20 protein-coding genes are annotated in these 15,802 nt (G+C 28.6%); 16 read left to right on the top strand and 4 right to left on the bottom strand.

Annotated features, from left to right (window positions below; genetic code table 11):
• Positions 1-2 precede the first annotated feature (2 nt).
• From ADFLV_RS12855 to ADFLV_RS12810, 10 genes are all read left to right on the top strand, one after another.
• Positions 3-947: a catechol 2,3-dioxygenase gene (locus ADFLV_RS12855; protein ID WP_014475151.1), complete on the top strand. Its 945-nt coding sequence runs from the start codon at positions 3-5 to the stop codon at positions 945-947.
• A 12-nt stretch (positions 948-959) separates the two neighbouring features.
• Positions 960-1,382: a GlcG/HbpS family heme-binding protein gene (locus ADFLV_RS12850; RefSeq protein ID WP_129011638.1), complete on the top strand. Its 423-nt coding sequence runs from the start codon at positions 960-962 to the stop codon at positions 1,380-1,382.
• Complete coding sequence (locus ADFLV_RS12845; RefSeq protein WP_129011639.1) at positions 1,382-2,839, top strand: 2-hydroxymuconic semialdehyde dehydrogenase; 1,458 nt, start codon at positions 1,382-1,384, stop codon at positions 2,837-2,839. Before ADFLV_RS12850 ends, ADFLV_RS12845 begins: the two co-directional genes overlap by 1 nt.
• Before the next feature lie 14 nt (positions 2,840-2,853).
• Positions 2,854-3,642, top strand: coding sequence for a fumarylacetoacetate hydrolase family protein (locus ADFLV_RS12840; RefSeq protein ID WP_129011640.1), 789 nt, complete (start codon positions 2,854-2,856; stop codon positions 3,640-3,642).
• A 10-nt stretch (positions 3,643-3,652) separates the two neighbouring features.
• Complete coding sequence (locus ADFLV_RS12835; protein ID WP_014475147.1) at positions 3,653-4,537, top strand: acetaldehyde dehydrogenase (acetylating); 885 nt, start codon at positions 3,653-3,655, stop codon at positions 4,535-4,537.
• A 1-nt stretch (position 4,538) separates the two neighbouring features.
• Entirely contained in the window at positions 4,539-5,567 is a 1,029-nt protein-coding gene (gene dmpG, locus ADFLV_RS12830; protein ID WP_129011641.1) for a 4-hydroxy-2-oxovalerate aldolase, read from the top strand.
• Positions 5,567-6,355, top strand: coding sequence for a 2-oxo-3-hexenedioate decarboxylase (gene dmpH / locus ADFLV_RS12825; RefSeq protein ID WP_129011642.1), 789 nt, complete (start codon positions 5,567-5,569; stop codon positions 6,353-6,355). Before dmpG ends, dmpH begins: the two co-directional genes overlap by 1 nt.
• Before the next feature lie 9 nt (positions 6,356-6,364).
• Positions 6,365-6,556 carry a 2-hydroxymuconate tautomerase gene (gene thmT / locus ADFLV_RS12820; protein WP_014475144.1) on the top strand — a complete coding sequence of 64 codons (192 nt, stop codon included), beginning with the start codon at positions 6,365-6,367 and terminating at the stop codon, positions 6,554-6,556.
• 66 nt (positions 6,557-6,622) lie between these two features.
• A complete protein-coding gene (locus ADFLV_RS12815) occupies positions 6,623-7,444 on the top strand; it encodes an alpha/beta fold hydrolase (RefSeq protein WP_014475143.1) in 822 nt (273 codons plus the stop codon).
• A 44-nt stretch (positions 7,445-7,488) separates the two neighbouring features.
• Complete coding sequence (locus tag ADFLV_RS12810) at positions 7,489-8,361, top strand: AEC family transporter (RefSeq protein ID WP_129011643.1); 873 nt, start codon at positions 7,489-7,491, stop codon at positions 8,359-8,361.
• 83 nt (positions 8,362-8,444) lie between these two features.
• On the opposite strand, the gene ADFLV_RS12805 is transcribed toward ADFLV_RS12810, so the two are convergent.
• The 4 genes from ADFLV_RS12805 to ADFLV_RS12790 form a co-directional block, all read right to left on the bottom strand.
• Positions 8,445-9,638 carry a hypothetical protein gene (locus ADFLV_RS12805; protein ID WP_129011644.1) on the bottom strand — a complete coding sequence of 398 codons (1,194 nt, stop codon included), beginning with the start codon at positions 9,636-9,638 and terminating at the stop codon, positions 8,445-8,447.
• A 138-nt stretch (positions 9,639-9,776) separates the two neighbouring features.
• Positions 9,777-10,796, bottom strand: coding sequence for a prephenate dehydratase (locus ADFLV_RS12800; RefSeq protein ID WP_129011645.1), 1,020 nt, complete (start codon positions 10,794-10,796; stop codon positions 9,777-9,779).
• Between the two features lie 74 nt (positions 10,797-10,870).
• Complete coding sequence (locus ADFLV_RS12795; protein WP_014475139.1) at positions 10,871-11,152, bottom strand: hypothetical protein; 282 nt, start codon at positions 11,150-11,152, stop codon at positions 10,871-10,873.
• Position 11,153: 1 nt separating this feature from the next.
• Positions 11,154-11,750, bottom strand: a complete 597-nt coding sequence (locus tag ADFLV_RS12790) for a nucleotide-binding protein (RefSeq protein ID WP_014475138.1) — start codon at positions 11,748-11,750, stop codon at positions 11,154-11,156.
• 236 nt (positions 11,751-11,986) lie between these two features.
• On the opposite strand from ADFLV_RS12790, the gene ADFLV_RS12785 reads away from it, so the two are divergent.
• The 6 genes from ADFLV_RS12785 to ADFLV_RS12760 all read left to right on the top strand — a co-directional run bounded on the left by ADFLV_RS12785 (position 11,987) and on the right by ADFLV_RS12760 (position 15,772).
• The gene (locus ADFLV_RS12785) at positions 11,987-12,712 is read left to right on the top strand and encodes a DUF4198 domain-containing protein (RefSeq protein WP_129011646.1); all 726 of its coding nucleotides are present in this window, start codon (positions 11,987-11,989) and stop codon (positions 12,710-12,712) included.
• Between the two features lie 39 nt (positions 12,713-12,751).
• The gene (cbiM, locus tag ADFLV_RS12780; RefSeq protein WP_014475135.1) at positions 12,752-13,357 is read left to right on the top strand and encodes a cobalt transporter CbiM; all 606 of its coding nucleotides are present in this window, start codon (positions 12,752-12,754) and stop codon (positions 13,355-13,357) included.
• Complete coding sequence (locus tag ADFLV_RS12775; RefSeq protein ID WP_014475134.1) at positions 13,351-13,833, top strand: emp24/gp25L/p24 family protein; 483 nt, start codon at positions 13,351-13,353, stop codon at positions 13,831-13,833. Before cbiM ends, ADFLV_RS12775 begins: the two co-directional genes overlap by 7 nt.
• Positions 13,830-14,477, top strand: coding sequence for an energy-coupling factor transporter transmembrane component T family protein (locus tag ADFLV_RS12770; RefSeq protein ID WP_172658808.1), 648 nt, complete (start codon positions 13,830-13,832; stop codon positions 14,475-14,477). The genes ADFLV_RS12775 and ADFLV_RS12770 overlap by 4 nt, the downstream gene beginning before the upstream one ends.
• Entirely contained in the window at positions 14,474-15,127 is a 654-nt protein-coding gene (locus tag ADFLV_RS12765; RefSeq protein WP_129011647.1) for an energy-coupling factor ABC transporter ATP-binding protein, read from the top strand. Before ADFLV_RS12770 ends, ADFLV_RS12765 begins: the two co-directional genes overlap by 4 nt.
• A gap of 201 nt (positions 15,128-15,328) precedes the next feature.
• Complete coding sequence (locus ADFLV_RS12760; RefSeq protein ID WP_014475131.1) at positions 15,329-15,772, top strand: cache domain-containing protein; 444 nt, start codon at positions 15,329-15,331, stop codon at positions 15,770-15,772.
• Positions 15,773-15,802: the final 30 nt, after the last annotated feature.

Raw genomic sequence — 15,802 nt, 5'->3', positions numbered from 1 at the left:
AAATGGGAATTATGAGAATAGGACATATTGATATAAACGTACTTGATATAAACGTATCTAGAGAATATTATGTAAATATTATGGGAATGAATATAACTAGAGAAGATAGTGATGGTACATTGTATTTGAAATGCTGGGATGAGTGGGATAAATATAGCTTGATTTTAAGACCAAGTGATGAAGCAACATTTAATCGTGTAGCTTATAAAGTAAAAAATGATTCAGATATTGATGATTTAAAAGAAAAAATCGAAGCATATGGAATTGAAACTGAAATTTTACCAGAAGGAACTATTGTTGAATGTGGAAGAGTTCTAAAATTTAATGCTCCAAGTGGACATGAATTTAACTTGTATGCTCATAAAACTTTTTTAGGTAAAGATGTTGGTTCAACAAATCCAAGACCTTGGCCTTTTGAAGGTAGAGGAATAAAAGCCCATTGGATTGATCATGTTTTATTAATGTGCCAAGGACCAGAAGGGGTTATGGCTTCAACTAAGTTTTTTCAAGAAGTTCTAGAGTTTGATTTAGCAGAACAAGTGACAGTTGGACCAAATGGTTCATTACAAGCTGCAACTTGGTTGTCAAGAACTTCAACTCCCCATGATGTTGCATTTGTTGCAGGTCCAGAAATTGGTATGCATCACTTTGCCTTTTTCTTAGATGGATGGAATGATATCTTAAGAGCAGCAGATGTTATGGCTATGCATAATGTAAAAATTGACGTGACACCTCAAAGACATGGAATTACAAGAGGAGAAACTATTTATTTCTTTGACCCATCAGGACATAGACTTGAAACATTTGCAGGACTTGGATATTTAATGCAACCTGATATGCCAACTATTACATGGACAGAAGATGAGTTATGGAGAGGAATTTTTTACCATACAGGTCAAGAAAATGGTGCTTTTACAACAGCATATACACTTTCAGCTTATAAATAATTAGGATTTTAAATGAATACTATAGTTGAAAAAACTATATCAAGACAAGCAGCCTTTACGGCTTGTCTTAGTGCTATTGAAAAAGCAGAAGAGTTAAATATAGCGATAAGTGTTTCAGTTACTGATAATAAAGGTTTAGAAATGGCTTTTATTAGAATGGAAAATTCATTTATTCATTCAATAGATATTGCTAAAGATAAGGCTTATACAAGTGCTAGTTTTGGATTTGATACAGCTCAATGGACTACAATTTTTAAAAGTATGCCTCATTTGGAACATGGATTTTCAAATAGACAGAGGTTAATTCCTTTTGGAGGAGGGATGCCGATTTTTGAAAATGGTATTAAAGTTGGAGCTATTGGTGTTTCAGGTGGAACTGAAGAAGAAGATATTATATGTGCAAAATATGCAATTGAAAAAATAGGATTAAAATAATGAAAAAAGTACAACACTATATAAACGGACAATTTATAGACTCACAATGTGGTGAGTTTTTTGATAACTTTAACCCAGCAACAGCAGAACTAATCTCTAAAGTTGCACTAGGAAGAGAAGCAGAAGTAAATGCAGCAGTTGCAGCAGCAAAGGCAGCACTTACAGGTGAATGGGGACAAATGAAGTTAAATGATAGAGTTGCTTTGATGTATGAAGTTGCAGATGAAATTAATAGAAGATTTGATGATTTTTTAGAAGCAGAGTGTTTAGATACTGGAAAACCATACTCAATTGCAAGACATATTGATATTCCAAGAGGTGGAGCAAATTTCAAAGTATTTGCTGATACTATGAAATCTTATGCAGATGAAGCATATAGAGCAGATACTCCTGATGGCAAAAAAATGTTGAATTATTCTATGAGAAAACCAAAAGGTGTAATTGCTGTTATTTCTCCTTGGAATTTACCATTATTACTTATGACTTGGAAAGTAGGTCCTGCTATGGCTTGTGGAAACTCAGTTGTAGTTAAACCATCACAAGTTACTCCTACAACAACTTCACTCCTAGGGGAAGTTATGAGTAAAGTTGGAGTTCCAGCAGGTGCTTATAATGTTGTTCAAGGAAAAGGAAGTATTACAGGAAACTTACTAACAGCTCATAAAGATATTGATGCAATTACATTTACAGGTGAAACTGTAACAGGTGAGATGATTATGAAAGCTTGTTCTGTTGGTGTAAGAGATGTATCTTTAGAACTTGGTGGTAAAAATCCAGCAATTATTTTTGCAGATTGTGATATGCAAAAAGCAGTACATGAAACAACAAGATCTTGTTTTGCAAATTCTGGACAAGTATGTTTAGGAACTGAAAGAGTTTATGTTCAAAGACCTATTTTTGACGAATTTGTTGCAAAATTAAAAGAATCAGCAAGTAAGTTAAAACTTGGTGTTCAACACGATGAATCAGTTGATATGGGACCACTTGTAAGTGCAGCTCATAGAGATAAAGTTTTAGAGTTTTATGAAATTGCTAAAAAAGAGGGTGCAAATGTAGTTTTAGGTGGTGGTGCTCCTAAAATGGAAGGTGCTTTATCAAATGGATTCTGGGTTGAGCCAACTATTTGGACTGGACTTCCAGAAAGTGCAACAGTTGTTCAACAAGAGGTATTTGGACCTTGTTGTCATATAACTCCTTTTGATATAGAAGAAGATGCAATTAGAATGGCAAATGATACAAAATATGGATTAGCTTCTACAATTTTTACTGAAAATTTAGATAAAGCTCACAGAGTTGCAAGTCAGATTGATTCTGGAATTGTATGGATAAATTCTTGGTTCTTAAGAGATTTAAGAACACCATTTGGTGGTATGAAAGCTTCAGGAATTGGAAGAGAAGGTGGACATCATTCACTTGAATTCTATACAGAATTAAAAAATATTTGTATAAAAATGTAAGAATTGGATAAAAAATGACAAAAGATAAAATAGAAAAATATGGAAATGAATTATACGAAGCATTAAAGGGAAATTATGCAATTGACCCAATAAGTTCTAGAGAAACAGATGCAACAATTGAAGATGCTTATGCAATACAACATCATTTTTTAAAAAGAAGAATGGAAGATGATAATTCAAAAATTATTGGTAAAAAAATAGGAGTTACTTCAAAAGTAGTTATGGATATGTTAGGTGTTCATCAACCAGATTTTGGATACCTTTTATCTGATATGATTTATTCTGATGGTGATGAGATAAATGTAACAAATGGGATGATTCAACCAAAAGCAGAAGGTGAGATAGCTTTTGTTTTAAAAGAAGATTTAATGGGACCAGGTGTTACAACAGCTGATGTTTTAAGAGTTACAAAATTTGTAATGCCTTGTTTTGAAATAGTTGATTCAAGAATCAAAGATTGGAAAATAAAAATTCAAGATACAGTTGCTGATAATGCTTCTTGTGGATATATTGTATTTGGTGGAAAAGGTGTTGATCCAAGAGATGTTGATTTGACAACTTGTGGAATAACTTTAGAGTGTAATGGTGAGTTATTACATACAGGTGCTGGTGCAGCAGCACTTGGAAGTCCAGTAAATGCAGTTGCTTGGCTTGCAAATACGCTTGGTTCTTTTGGTGTTGGTTTAAAAGCTGGAGAAGTTATCTTATCAGGTGCTTTATGTGCAATGGTAACAATAAAACCAGGTGATAATATGACTATAAATATAGGTGGAATTGGTTCTGCTTCGTGTAGATTTGTATAAAGGATTATGTATGGAAAAAATTAATTGTGCTTTAATTGGGTCTGGTAATATTGGAACAGATTTAATGTATAAACTTCAAAGAAGTAAGATTTTAAATCCTTTATGGATGGTTGGAATTGACCCTGATTCAGATGGATTAAAAAAAGCAAAAGAAGCTGGAATGAAAATAACACATGAAGGTGTTGATGGATTACTTCCTTTTATCAAAGAAGATGGGGTAAAAATTGCTTTTGATGCAACATCAGCTTATGTTCATGGTGAAAATAATAGAAAATTAGCTGAACTTGGAGTTAAAGTTATAGATTTAACACCAGCAGCTATTGGACCATTTTGTGTACCTTCTGTGAATATTGATGAATTATTAGCACAAAATACACAAAACGTAAACATGGTAACTTGTGGTGGACAAGCAACTATTCCTATGGTTGCTGCTGTATCTTCTGTTCAAGCAGTTGATTATGCAGAGATTATTGCAACAGTTGCATCTAAATCAGCAGGTCCTGGAACTCGTGCAAATATTGATGAGTTTACAGAAACTACAAAATTAGGAATTGAAAAAGTTGGAAATGTAAAAAAAGGTAAAGCTATTATTATTTTAAATCCAGCAGAGCCTCCACTTATGATGAGAGATACTGTTCATTGTCAAACAGTTGCCCAACCAAATAAAGAAGCAATTACTAAATCAGTTCATGAAATGGTAAAAAAAGTACAACAATTTGTACCAGGATATAAACTAAAAAATGGACCAATTTTTGATGGTAAAAAAGTTTCTATTTACTTAGAAGTTGAAGGATTAGGAGATTATTTACCAAAATATGCAGGTAACTTAGACATTATCACAGCAGCTGCAACAAACATTGCAGAAAAAATGGCTGAAAAAATCAAAGGAGAATAACATGAATTTAAAAGGTAAAAAAGTAACAATTCATGATATGTCTTTAAGAGATGGTATGCACTCTATTAGACATCAATTTACATTAGACCAAATGGCTGCGATGTCTAAAGCTATGGATGAAGCTGGTGTTCCTATGATTGAAGTAACTCATGGTGATGGACTTGGTGGTTCATCTTTAAATTATGGATATGGTTTACATACTGATGAAGAGTGGATTGAATGTGCGGTTTCAAATGTAAAAAATGCAAAAGTTTCTGCTCTTTTACTTCCTGGAATTGGAATTGTAAAAGATTTAGAAAGAGCTGTTAAAAAAGGTATTTCAACTGTTAGAGTTGCAACTCATTGTACAGAAGCAGATGTTTCAGCTCAACATATAAAAGCTGCTGTTTCTATGGGACTTGATACAGTTGGATTTTTGATGATGGCACATATGGTAACTCCTGAAAAATTACTTCAAGAAGCAGCAAAAATGGTTTCTTATGGAGCAAAAACTATCTATGCAACGGATTCAGCTGGATATATGTTACCTGATGATGTAAGTGCAAGAATATCAATTCTTAAAAAAGAGTTTGGTGATGATATTGAGTTAGGTTTTCATGGTCATAACAATATGTCAATGGGTGTTGCAAACTCACTTGCTGCTATTGAAGCAGGAGCAACTAGAATTGATGCTTCACTTGCTGGTTTTGGAGCAGGTTCAGGAAATACTGCAACTGAAGTTTTAGTTGCTGTATTAAATAGAATGGGTGTTGAAACAGGAATTGATTTACATAAAATCGAAGATGCAGCTGAAGATATTGCATTACCAATTATGGGAAAACCTACAAGAATTTCAAGAGATTCTATTACTTTAGGATATGCTGGAGTTTACTCATCATTTTTATTATTTGCAAGACGTGCAGAAGAAAAATATGGAATTGATGCAAGAACACTTTTATTAGAACTAGGAAGAAGAGGAATGGTAGGTGGACAAGAAGATATGATTGAAGACTTAGCATTAGATATGGCAAAAGAGAGAGGATTAATATAATGGCACTAGATAAATCAACAATAGAAAAATTAGCAAAACATTGTGAAGATGCTGAATTAAAAGCGTATGAAATCACTAAAATTACAGATGATTATCCAGATATGACTTATGAAGATGCTTATGATATTCAATGGACAGCAAGAGCTGCAAAAGAAGCAAGAGGTCATAAAATTGTTGGTATGAAAATGGGGCTAACTAGCCAAGCAAAAATGAAACAAATGGGTGTTCCAAATCCTTGTTATGGTTATTTAGCTGATTATTTCAGTTTTGGTGATGGAGCTGAAATTAAAATTGATGAGTTAATTCATCCAAAAGTTGAAGCTGAAATAGCTTTTGTACTTAAAAATGACTTAGAAGGACCTGGTTGTCATATTGGAGATGTTTTAGCTGCAACTGATTTTGTTATGCCAGCTGTTGAGATTATTGATTCAAGATATAAAGATTTTAAATTTGATTTAAAATCAGTTATTGCTGATAACTCTTCATCTTCAAGATATGTAACAGGTGGAAGAATGAGAGATATTAAAGATTTAGATTTAAAAACTCTTGGTGTTGTAATGGAAATAAATGGAGAGATAGTTCAACTTGGAGCTGGTGCTGCTGTTTTAGGACATCCTGCAACATCAATTGCAATGCTTGCAAATATGCTAAGTGAAAGAGGTGAAAAACTAAAAGCTGGTGAATATATCCTTTCAGGTGCAATTACTGCTGCTGTTAGTGTAAAAAAAGGTGATAATGTAACTGTTAAGTTCCAAGATTTAGGCTCTTTATCATTTAGATTTGTATAAGGAGAATAAATGCCAATAGCTACAATAAATATTATTGAGGGAAGAAGTGATGAAAAAAAAGAGAAACTAATTGAAAAAGTTTCTCTTGCAATTGCTGAATCGCTTGATGCACCACTTGAAAGTGTTAGAGTAATCATAAATGAAATGCCAAAACAACACTTTGGTATTGGTGGGAAAAGTGTCAAAAAATTGGGGAAATAAAATTGACTTCGTACAAACTTTTAGTAAAAGAGTTTAATTTAACTAAAAAAAGGTAGAGATTAAAATATGAATAATCCAGAAATTGCAAAAAATATAAAAACAGGTAGTTTTAATACAAACTACCATGATTTAGGTGAGGGTGAACCAATATTTTTTATTCATGGTTCAGGACCAGGTGTTTCAGCATTTGCTAATTGGAGAGGTTCTATGCCAGTTCTTGCTGAAAAATTTAGGGTAATTGCTCCTGATATGGTGGGGTTTGGTTATACAGATAGACCAGAAGGTATTACATACAATATGGATACTTGGGTTCAACAAACTATTGATTTAATGGATGCTTTAGGAATTGAAAAAACAAATTTAGTTGGAAATTCATTTGGTGGTGGATTAGCCGTATCACTTATGATTAAATATCCACAAAGATTCAATAAAGTTGTTTTAATGGGCTCAGTAGGTGTTTATTTTGATTTAACTTATGGTTTAGATAAAGCATGGGGATATACACCAAGCATAGAAAATATGAAAGAGTTACTTGATATTTTTGCTTATGATAGAAGTATTGTAACTGATGATTTAGCAAAAATGAGATATGAAGCAAGTATTAGACCAGGATTTCAAGAATCATTTGGTTCAATGTTCCCAGCTCCTCGTCAAGATGGTGTTGATTCTATGATGAGTTGTGAAAATGACATCAAAAAAATTGATAAAGAAGTTTTAATTGTACATGGAAGAGAAGATAAAGTTATACCTTTACAAAACTCTATTAGATTAAATCAACTTATTTTAAAATCTCAATTACATGTTTTTGGACAATGTGGACATTGGACACAAATCGAGCATAAAGATAGATTTAATAACTTGTTATTGAATTTTTTTAGTGAAAAATAGTTTTAATAAAAATTTGAAACATCAAACGATGGAGAGTTTTTAATATGATTTTAAAAACTCTTCAAATTGTACTACCTGTAATAATTATAGTTTTAATTGGACTATTTTATGCCAAAAAAACAAATATAAACACTGACACTATAAATAAAATGAATTTAGATATTTTTATACCAATTTTGATATTTTATGCAATAGCTCAAAAACTACCAAATATTTCTATTTTAGGATATTTCTCCCTTGGAGCAGTTATTGTAGTTTTTGGATCAGGGCTTATTTTATATCCATTTTTAAAGATGATGAATATAAATATTAGAAGTTTCCTTCCAACAATGATGTTTAATAACTCTTTAAATTTAGGTTTGCCTTTAGCTATGTTAGCTTTTGGAAATGAAGCTATGGCTATGTTTATAGCTTTATCTTTAGTTCAAGTTATAGGTCAATTTACAGTTGCAGTTGCCATGTATGGTGGAACTTTTAATCCTCTAACACTTCTTAAAAATCCAGTTGTAATAGCTACTATCTTGGGACTATTTTTTAACTATTTTGGTGTAGAGTTTTCAAAAGTTATTATTACTACTTTTGATTTACTTAGTGGTGTTGCAATTCCTTTGATTTTATTTTCTCTTGGAGTTAGGCTTTCAAGTGTGAAGTTTGATAATATAAAAATAGGATTTATTGGTGCAGTTTTATGCCCAATATCAGGAGTTATAACTGCATATATTGCAATTCTAATTTTTGATTATACTCCTTTACAAGAGAATCTTTTGATTTTATTTGGACTTTTACCACCAGCAGTGTTAAATGCAATTTTGGCAGAAAAATATAAAAATAACTCCTCTATGGTAGCTTCTGTTGTTGCAATGGGGAATATTTTGAGTTTGGTTTATATTCCTATTGCTTTATATTTTATGTTGTGATTTTTTCATTTTTTTAGGATTATATGAATATTAAGAGGTGTGCCCTTTTATGGAGGAGGGTTGTATAAAAGGGCACGATTTATTTAGAAGTTATATGATAGATAAACTCTTGTTACGTCAGTATTCCCATCTTCAATTCCAGCGGGAACGATAGTATTTTCAATTTCAACATGTTCATAATTTATTTTTAATAAAAAGTTTTTATAAAATGGATAAATTGCCATTGCTCCAACAGCACTAACATCTCCTAGTCCACCATCTGACCATGAATAACCTGCATAACCAACAGTTGTTACATCTAAAATAGGTATAATAATCCCTCCCACTAAAGTATCTGTGTTTGCTCTTGTAGGTACTCCACCTCCATTTACAGGCATTGCTGTAAATGCTGTATCTGAAGTTCCAGCACCAGCTCCTAAGTTTACATCTCCATCTTTTGTACTAGAGTTAAATGCTACAATATAGCCAAGTTTTCCTATACCTAAAGCTCCTGAGGCTTTTAATCCATATAATTCACCATCTTCAAAATCAGAACCTTTTGATTCATCTTTTGATGATAAATATTGAGCTGAGATAGTATGTAAACCGATTTTATAATCTGCTTGGAAATAAAGATTACTTATATCTTGATTTGAATTTATAGCATCAATATTTAGATATTGAGCTTGTAATTCTAAATTTTCGATAGAATTATTTTTTATGTATAAAGTATAAGCTCCATCTTCAAACTCTTCAAAATCAGCTGTATCTGAATCATTTGATGTTTTGGCTTGATATTTATCTACATATCCTGCGACAATTGTGGTATTTGGAATATCATTATTAGTTAATAAATAAGCTTCAAAAGAGTCTTTCAATAAACTTTCAGAAGATTTACCATCAATTGCTGTACTAACTAAAGGAGTATAAATATATTGTCTTCCAGCTTTTATACTTGTATTTGATAGTTTATATTCTAAATAAGCTTCAGATAAAACAGCACCAGAAGCATCTAAGTCAGAGCTAAAAACATTGTTGTTATTGTCATCACTAATTACGTGTGAAGCTTGAAAAGTTGCTCCTGCACTAAAACCATAAAAATCAGCTGTTTTGTATCCTAAACTTCCACCAATTGTTGCTATATCATCTGATGTTGATTTTCCTAAAAAATTGGAATTTGAATATATAGATTTAATCTCTCCTTTAATTTTCCCATTACTAAAGGCATCACTTAAATTATCTGCAAATAAAGGAGCAGTTAATAATAACGCAGTAATCAAACTAAGATTTTTTTTCATCTTTATTCCTTAAATTAAATTTTGATATTCAAATAAAAAACTCTATAAAAAATCGCCAAAATTATAGAGTTTAAAAAATATTAGAATTTCAGTATAAATATAATTTAATTTAATCGCAGTTTAATCGCTTTTTTTAATTTATATATCATCTATTTCTTTTTTATATGAACCAATAATTTTTATATTCTTGTATTTTTTTAATATTTTTTTTATATTTTCATCTTCTTTATGTCCATCAAATTCGATGAAGAAGTTAGAAATACCTTTTGTTATATGAGATTTTATTTTATATAAATTGATTTTTTCATCTTTGAATATTTGCAAAAAATCTATTAAAGAACCTGAAATATTAGGTAGTTCGATTAAAAAAGAAGTTTTATAGTCAATATTTTTTTCTTTTTTTTCATCTTTTTTACTTAATACAAAAAATCTTGTTTTATTGCTAGGATTATCTTCAATATCATAAAACATAACATTTAAATGATTGTTAAAAGCTGCGATGTTTGAGCATATTGCAGCACTATTTGGATTTTCAAAGGCTAATTTTGCAGCTTTTGTAGTAGATTCTACAAAAATATGTTCGATATTATGTAAATTGTATTTTTCTAAAAAAAGTGAACATTGATCAAAAGCTATATCTTTTGAATAGATAGTTTTTATTTCTGAAATATTTTCACAATTAGAAGAAAAAGTGTGATGTATATCTAAGATGATTTCACCAACTGCCGTTAAATCATATTTCAAAAAAGCATTTAAGGTATCATTTACTAAACCATTTAGACTATTTTCTATAGGAATTATCGCATAAGTTGCATTTTCTTTTTTTATCTCTTCAAACAAATTATTTATAGAGTTTATTGAAAAAAATTGATTTTCATTTCCAAACTTTTTAATAGCTGCATCTTGAGTATAACTTCCTTCTGGTCCTAAATATAAAATCTTATTTATTATAGAATGTGTATTTTCAAAAGAGTTTATGAGTTTAAAAAGTTTAATGATTTTCTTTTTGTTTTTTATATTTTTTTCTTTTGAACTTATCTCTTCATAGTGTTTTTTATCAAAAGTCTCAAGTAAGTTTTCTTCTGATAATAAAGAATTTCTTTGCGAAATCAAATCTAAAATTTGATTATCAATATTTTCAATGATATTTTTTTTCATTTTAAACCTTATAAAATAGTTTTATTAACTATTTTATAAAAATTTAATCGCACTTTTATCTCATTTGAATAAATTTAGTTTTCTTCTTTTATCATATCTTTTAAAAGAGTCATTCTCATCCATGCAGAAGTTGTGATTTTTACTCCTATTTCTTTTGACATTTTTAAAGCTTGTTCTTCAATCCAATCTTTTTCTTTTTGACTAAGAGCTACTGGAATTGCAGTATTTCTTACTTCTTCTATGGCTTTTTTAGGACGACCAGTATTTTTCTTTTTTGTAGGAGTTTTTTCTTTTAGAACTTTTTCTTCTGTTTTGATTTTAGATGAATTAAGTTTCAGTTTATCTGCGTATCCCATTTTAGTTTTCCAAAACTTTTTTTAGATTTATCATATCTTCTATGGCATTTCTATAAATATGTCTTTTAAATCTATTATTTCCAGCTTTATTTTCAACATATTCACAATCAAATAATGAATCTTCTAAAATAGATGATTCTCTTACAAAAATGATTGGAATTTTTATATTTCCATACAATTTTTTTATTTCATCTTCAAGATATTCTTTTAATTCTACTGCTTTATTATTGTTCTTTGTTCGATTTACAACTAAAATGATATTTTTATTTATTTCAATTACATCTTTTAAAGTAGCAAGAGTTGCTTGAACATCAACAATTGATGTAAGAGTTGGAATAATTACTTTTTTAACTTGTTTTATAATTTCATTTATTCTTGTGTCTTTAAATCCTCCAAAGTCATATACAACTTTTTCATCAAAAGGTATTTCTTCATACTCTTCACTTGAAACTAGAAATCCTTTTTCTTCAGGCATTAGATTATGAGCAGATGAGTGTGAATCATTTGTAACATAAGTAAACTCTAACATTTGAGAAATTTGAACTGATAAAGTTGTTTTTCCAACTCCACCTTTTATACTATAAACAACGTAAGACATAGACTTCCTTAATTATTTCTATATATTTTTATATAATATTATATTTTATGGAAAATAATTATATCTAAATATATATTTAGATATGTTTTATAAAAAATATATTTTATTTATATAAATTTATATATAAATATATAAAAAACTATTTGTTCTAAAACCATATAAGAATTACCATTTTTTATTTCTATGTAACACTCTTATTATTATAATCCAGAATATTTTTTACATAAGGATTCAAAATGAAAAAAACAATATTTTCTTTAGTTATAGCAACAGCAATTGCAAATGCACACTTTCTAACATTTATTCCAAGTACAGATAATGTTAATGATAAAAAAGATGCAAATATAAAACTTGATGCAATGTTCATTCATCCATTTGAGCAAACAGGTATGACGATGGAAAAACCTCTTGGGATTTATTTAGAATCTACAAAAAATTCTTTGCCTTTAAATGAAACAAAAAAATTTGAGCATAAAGCTTGGGAAACAGCTTATCAAATTAAAAAACCAGGAGTTTATCAATTTTTTGTACAACCAGAACCATATTTTGAACCAGCAGAAGAAAAATACATTTCACACGTACCTAAAGTAATAGTTAGTGCTTATGGAGTTGAAGATGGTTGGGATGAGCCATTAGGATTGAAGTATGAAATTATACCAATGGTAAAACCTTTTGCGCTATACTCTGGAAATATTTTTCAAGGTAAAGTTTTACAAGATGGAAAAGCTGCTTCAAATGTAGAAGTAGAAGTTGAGTTATATAATGAATTTGGATTAAAAGCTCCAAGTGAAGCTCATATAACACAAGTTGTAAAAACTGATGAAAATGGAAATTTCTCTTTTGTGATGAATCATAAAGGTTGGTGGGGATTTGCAGCTTTGATTGAAGAAGGAGAAAAAGAGTTTGAAGGGAAAAAATATCCTATTGAAAATGGAGCATTACTTTGGGTAAAAGCTTATTAAAAAGTTTTATTTAAAGTTGAAATATTTTTAAGGTAGAAAATGCATATATCAGATGGAATAATTAGTATTGAAGTTTCAAGTATAACAGCAATTGCTGCTGTTGCTTTTTGTGCTTATTCATTTAAGAAATTAACAAATGAAAAAATAGCTTTAGTTGCAGCGATGTCTGCTTTATTTTTTGTTACTTCATTTATACATATTCCATTTGGACCAACTCAAATACACTTAATGCTTATAGGATTTATAGGCATCTTTTTAGGAAGTTTAGCTTTTATTTCTATTTCAATTGCTTTAATATTACAAGCATTGCTTCTTGGTTTTGGAGGATTGACTTCACTTGGAGCAAATATTATAATTATGGCAATGCCTGCATATTTGGTATATTTAATTTTTAAATTAGATTTTTTGAAAAAATTAAATGAAAAAATCAGATTCTTTTTAGTTGGTTTTATTGGAGTGTTTTTTTCTACAATAACTCTATTTTTAGTTTTAGTTTTTTCAAAAGATGAATATTTAGCAGTTGGGTATTCGATAATTGCTGTAAATATTCCAACTATGATTTTAGAAGGAATAGTAACACTATTTTTATTGCTTTATATTAAAAAAGCAATGCCATCTTTATTGAAGGATACAAGTTTATGTTAAGATTTTTAGTTTTATTAATAGTTCCTATATTTTTATTTGCACATAAAATCAATTTATTTTTAGATTATGAAAATGGAAATCTTTTTATTAGTTCATATTTTGCAAATGCAAAAGGTTGTATAAATTGCAAATTTGAAATAAGAGATAAAGATAATAATTTGATTTTATCTGATAAATTAGATGAAAATGGTGAGTATAATTATAAAACAGATAAAAGTGAATTAACAGTAATCATTGATGCTGGAGCAGGGCATAGTGTCTCAAAAAATGTAACTGAACAAATTAATACAGTTGAAAAAGAAATAGAAGAAAATAGTAATGAAAAAATGAAAGAATTAATAGAAAAAAATAAACAATTAGAAAATAAAATAAAAGTTTTAGAAGAGCAATTAGATTATTTTGAAATATTCAAAGTTTTATTTGGTTTAGCAATTATATTTTTAATTTTTCTAGTTTTAAAAAGAGTAAAAAATTGATTATATTTAATCCAGCTATTTCTCTTGTTTGTGCATTTATTTATAGTTTGATTTTGAGTTTTTCAGAGTTTAATATATTTTATATTTTGCCTGTACTTTTTTTGATGTTTATTGATTCTAAAAATATTTTATTTGTATTAAAAAAACTTCTTTTTTTAAATTTGTTTATTTTTACAATTTTTATTTTTGTTTGGATTCAAGCAAGTTTTTTTGAAGCAATAAATATATATCTAAGAACAAATATAATCATATTCTTCAATCTATTACTTTTTATAAATTCAAAAGGTTTGGATATTATTAGAGGTTTTTCTCTTCTTAAATTTCCAAAAAGATTTATATCTACCTTTTATTTTAGTTGGAAAATGATTTTAGAACTTCAAACAGAATTTAGAAATATAAAAACAACTCTAATTACTCGAAGTTTTCATAATAAAACAAATCTTTTCATATATCAAACTTATGGTAATATTTTAGGCTTATTATTTATAAAATCTATGCAAAAAGCACAAAATCTAAAAGATAGTTTTGAATTAAGAGGTTTTAATGGTGAAATCTTTTTCAATGATAATTATAAATTTGATAAATATGATTTTTATTTAATATTTATAATTTTATTAACATTAATTTTAAGGTACTTCATATGAGTTGTTCTATAACTTTAAAAAATATTTCATATTCAAATAAAGACAATCTACTATTTAAAAATATAAATCTAAGTGTGGGACATGAAGAAAAAGTGGCAATCATTGGTTCAAATGGTGTTGGAAAAAGTTCACTTTTAAAGATAATTGCAGGTATTGAAGAGTCATTTTTGGGGGAATTATATCTTTTCCATCATTTGATAAAAGATAAAAAAGATTACAAAAAATTCCGTTTTGAAGTAGGATATTTACCTCAAGATATAAGTAGTTTCTTTTTATCTCCAACAGTTATAGAAGATGTGATGTTTTCTTTAAGAACAACAGGAATAAATAAAGATGAAGCTTATCAAAAAGCTTTGGAAATACTTGAACAATTAGAAATTTTACATCTAAAAGATAGAATAATTTATGAGTTAAGTGGAGGAGAACAAAAAATTGTTGCACTTGCAGGAATTTTGATAACAAAACCAAAAATTTTACTTTTAGATGAACCAACAAATGCTTTAGATGAAGAATCAGAAAAAAGAATAATAAAAATCTTAAATTCAATAAAAAAATCTATGATTATTATCTCTCATCACAAATCTTTTATTGAACAACTTACTCCTACAATTTATAAACTTGAGAATAAAAAATTAATAGATTATAAATAATTTTTTATTTCTTAAATAGAAAATAAATAATTATTTACGATAGTAAAAAATCACAAAATAATCATAAAAAATAAGCTAGAATAGCAATAAAATAGCATTTTAATTAAATTTTAAGTTTATTGAAAATAATTAATAAATATTAAGATTGAATTAATTATTTTTATGTAACCATAGACTTTAAAATTAACTAAGGAGATGGTTATGAGTAGATTATTTAAGTTAGGGGCTTCAATATTATTATGTGCTACATTTGCAAATGCAAGTACACAAGCAGAAGCAGAAGCACTTGTAATGAAAGGTGTAGAATTTTGTAAAAAAGTTGGTGTATCAGCTTGTGTTGAAGAATTTAATAAACCTGAAAGTGAGTTTGTAAATGGTGATTTATATATCTGGGCAAATGATTTTGATGGTATTATAACTGCTCATCCAAAAAAACCTTTAAAAGGGAAAAATCTTTATAGATATAAAGATAAAGCAGGTAATCAATTATTTAAAAACTTTATAGACAAAGTAAAAGCTGATGGTTCAGGTTGGGTAGACTACGTATGGGATCATCCAGTAAAAGGTGAACAAACTCCAAAAACATCTTTTGTAATAGGAATTGGTGAAAATCAATTAATAGGTGCAGGTGTTTATAAAGAATAGATTATTTAATAATAAAGTCTTGAATTTTCA

Source organism: Arcobacter defluvii, from assembly GCF_013201725.1.
GTDB classification, from domain to species: domain Bacteria; phylum Campylobacterota; class Campylobacteria; order Campylobacterales; family Arcobacteraceae; genus Aliarcobacter; species Aliarcobacter defluvii.
Note: the sequence above shows the minus strand (reverse complement) of the source record. Positions and strands in the feature narration are given on the sequence as shown.

Excerpts from the sequence above, each read along its gene's own strand:
- ADFLV_RS12855 (WP_014475151.1), top strand. The coding sequence starts at position 3 with ATGGGAATTATGAGAATAGGACATATTGATATAAACGTACTTGATATA.
- ADFLV_RS12850 (WP_129011638.1), top strand. The coding sequence starts at position 960 with ATGAATACTATAGTTGAAAAAACTATATCAAGACAAGCAGCCTTTACG.
- ADFLV_RS12845 (WP_129011639.1), top strand. The coding sequence starts at position 1,382 with ATGAAAAAAGTACAACACTATATAAACGGACAATTTATAGACTCACAA.
- ADFLV_RS12840 (WP_129011640.1), top strand. The coding sequence starts at position 2,854 with ATGACAAAAGATAAAATAGAAAAATATGGAAATGAATTATACGAAGCA.
- ADFLV_RS12835 (WP_014475147.1), top strand. The coding sequence starts at position 3,653 with ATGGAAAAAATTAATTGTGCTTTAATTGGGTCTGGTAATATTGGAACA.
- dmpG (WP_129011641.1), top strand. The coding sequence starts at position 4,539 with ATGAATTTAAAAGGTAAAAAAGTAACAATTCATGATATGTCTTTAAGA.
- dmpH (WP_129011642.1), top strand. The coding sequence starts at position 5,567 with ATGGCACTAGATAAATCAACAATAGAAAAATTAGCAAAACATTGTGAA.
- thmT (WP_014475144.1), top strand. The coding sequence starts at position 6,365 with ATGCCAATAGCTACAATAAATATTATTGAGGGAAGAAGTGATGAAAAA.
- ADFLV_RS12815 (WP_014475143.1), top strand. The coding sequence starts at position 6,623 with ATGAATAATCCAGAAATTGCAAAAAATATAAAAACAGGTAGTTTTAAT.
- ADFLV_RS12810 (WP_129011643.1), top strand. The coding sequence starts at position 7,489 with ATGATTTTAAAAACTCTTCAAATTGTACTACCTGTAATAATTATAGTT.
- ADFLV_RS12805 (WP_129011644.1), bottom strand. The coding sequence starts at position 9,638 with ATGAAAAAAAATCTTAGTTTGATTACTGCGTTATTATTAACTGCTCCT.
- ADFLV_RS12800 (WP_129011645.1), bottom strand. The coding sequence starts at position 10,796 with ATGAAAAAAAATATCATTGAAAATATTGATAATCAAATTTTAGATTTG.
- ADFLV_RS12795 (WP_014475139.1), bottom strand. The coding sequence starts at position 11,152 with ATGGGATACGCAGATAAACTGAAACTTAATTCATCTAAAATCAAAACA.
- ADFLV_RS12790 (WP_014475138.1), bottom strand. The coding sequence starts at position 11,750 with ATGTCTTACGTTGTTTATAGTATAAAAGGTGGAGTTGGAAAAACAACT.
- ADFLV_RS12785 (WP_129011646.1), top strand. The coding sequence starts at position 11,987 with ATGAAAAAAACAATATTTTCTTTAGTTATAGCAACAGCAATTGCAAAT.
- cbiM (WP_014475135.1), top strand. The coding sequence starts at position 12,752 with ATGCATATATCAGATGGAATAATTAGTATTGAAGTTTCAAGTATAACA.
- ADFLV_RS12775 (WP_014475134.1), top strand. The coding sequence starts at position 13,351 with ATGTTAAGATTTTTAGTTTTATTAATAGTTCCTATATTTTTATTTGCA.
- ADFLV_RS12765 (WP_129011647.1), top strand. The coding sequence starts at position 14,474 with ATGAGTTGTTCTATAACTTTAAAAAATATTTCATATTCAAATAAAGAC.
- ADFLV_RS12760 (WP_014475131.1), top strand. The coding sequence starts at position 15,329 with ATGAGTAGATTATTTAAGTTAGGGGCTTCAATATTATTATGTGCTACA.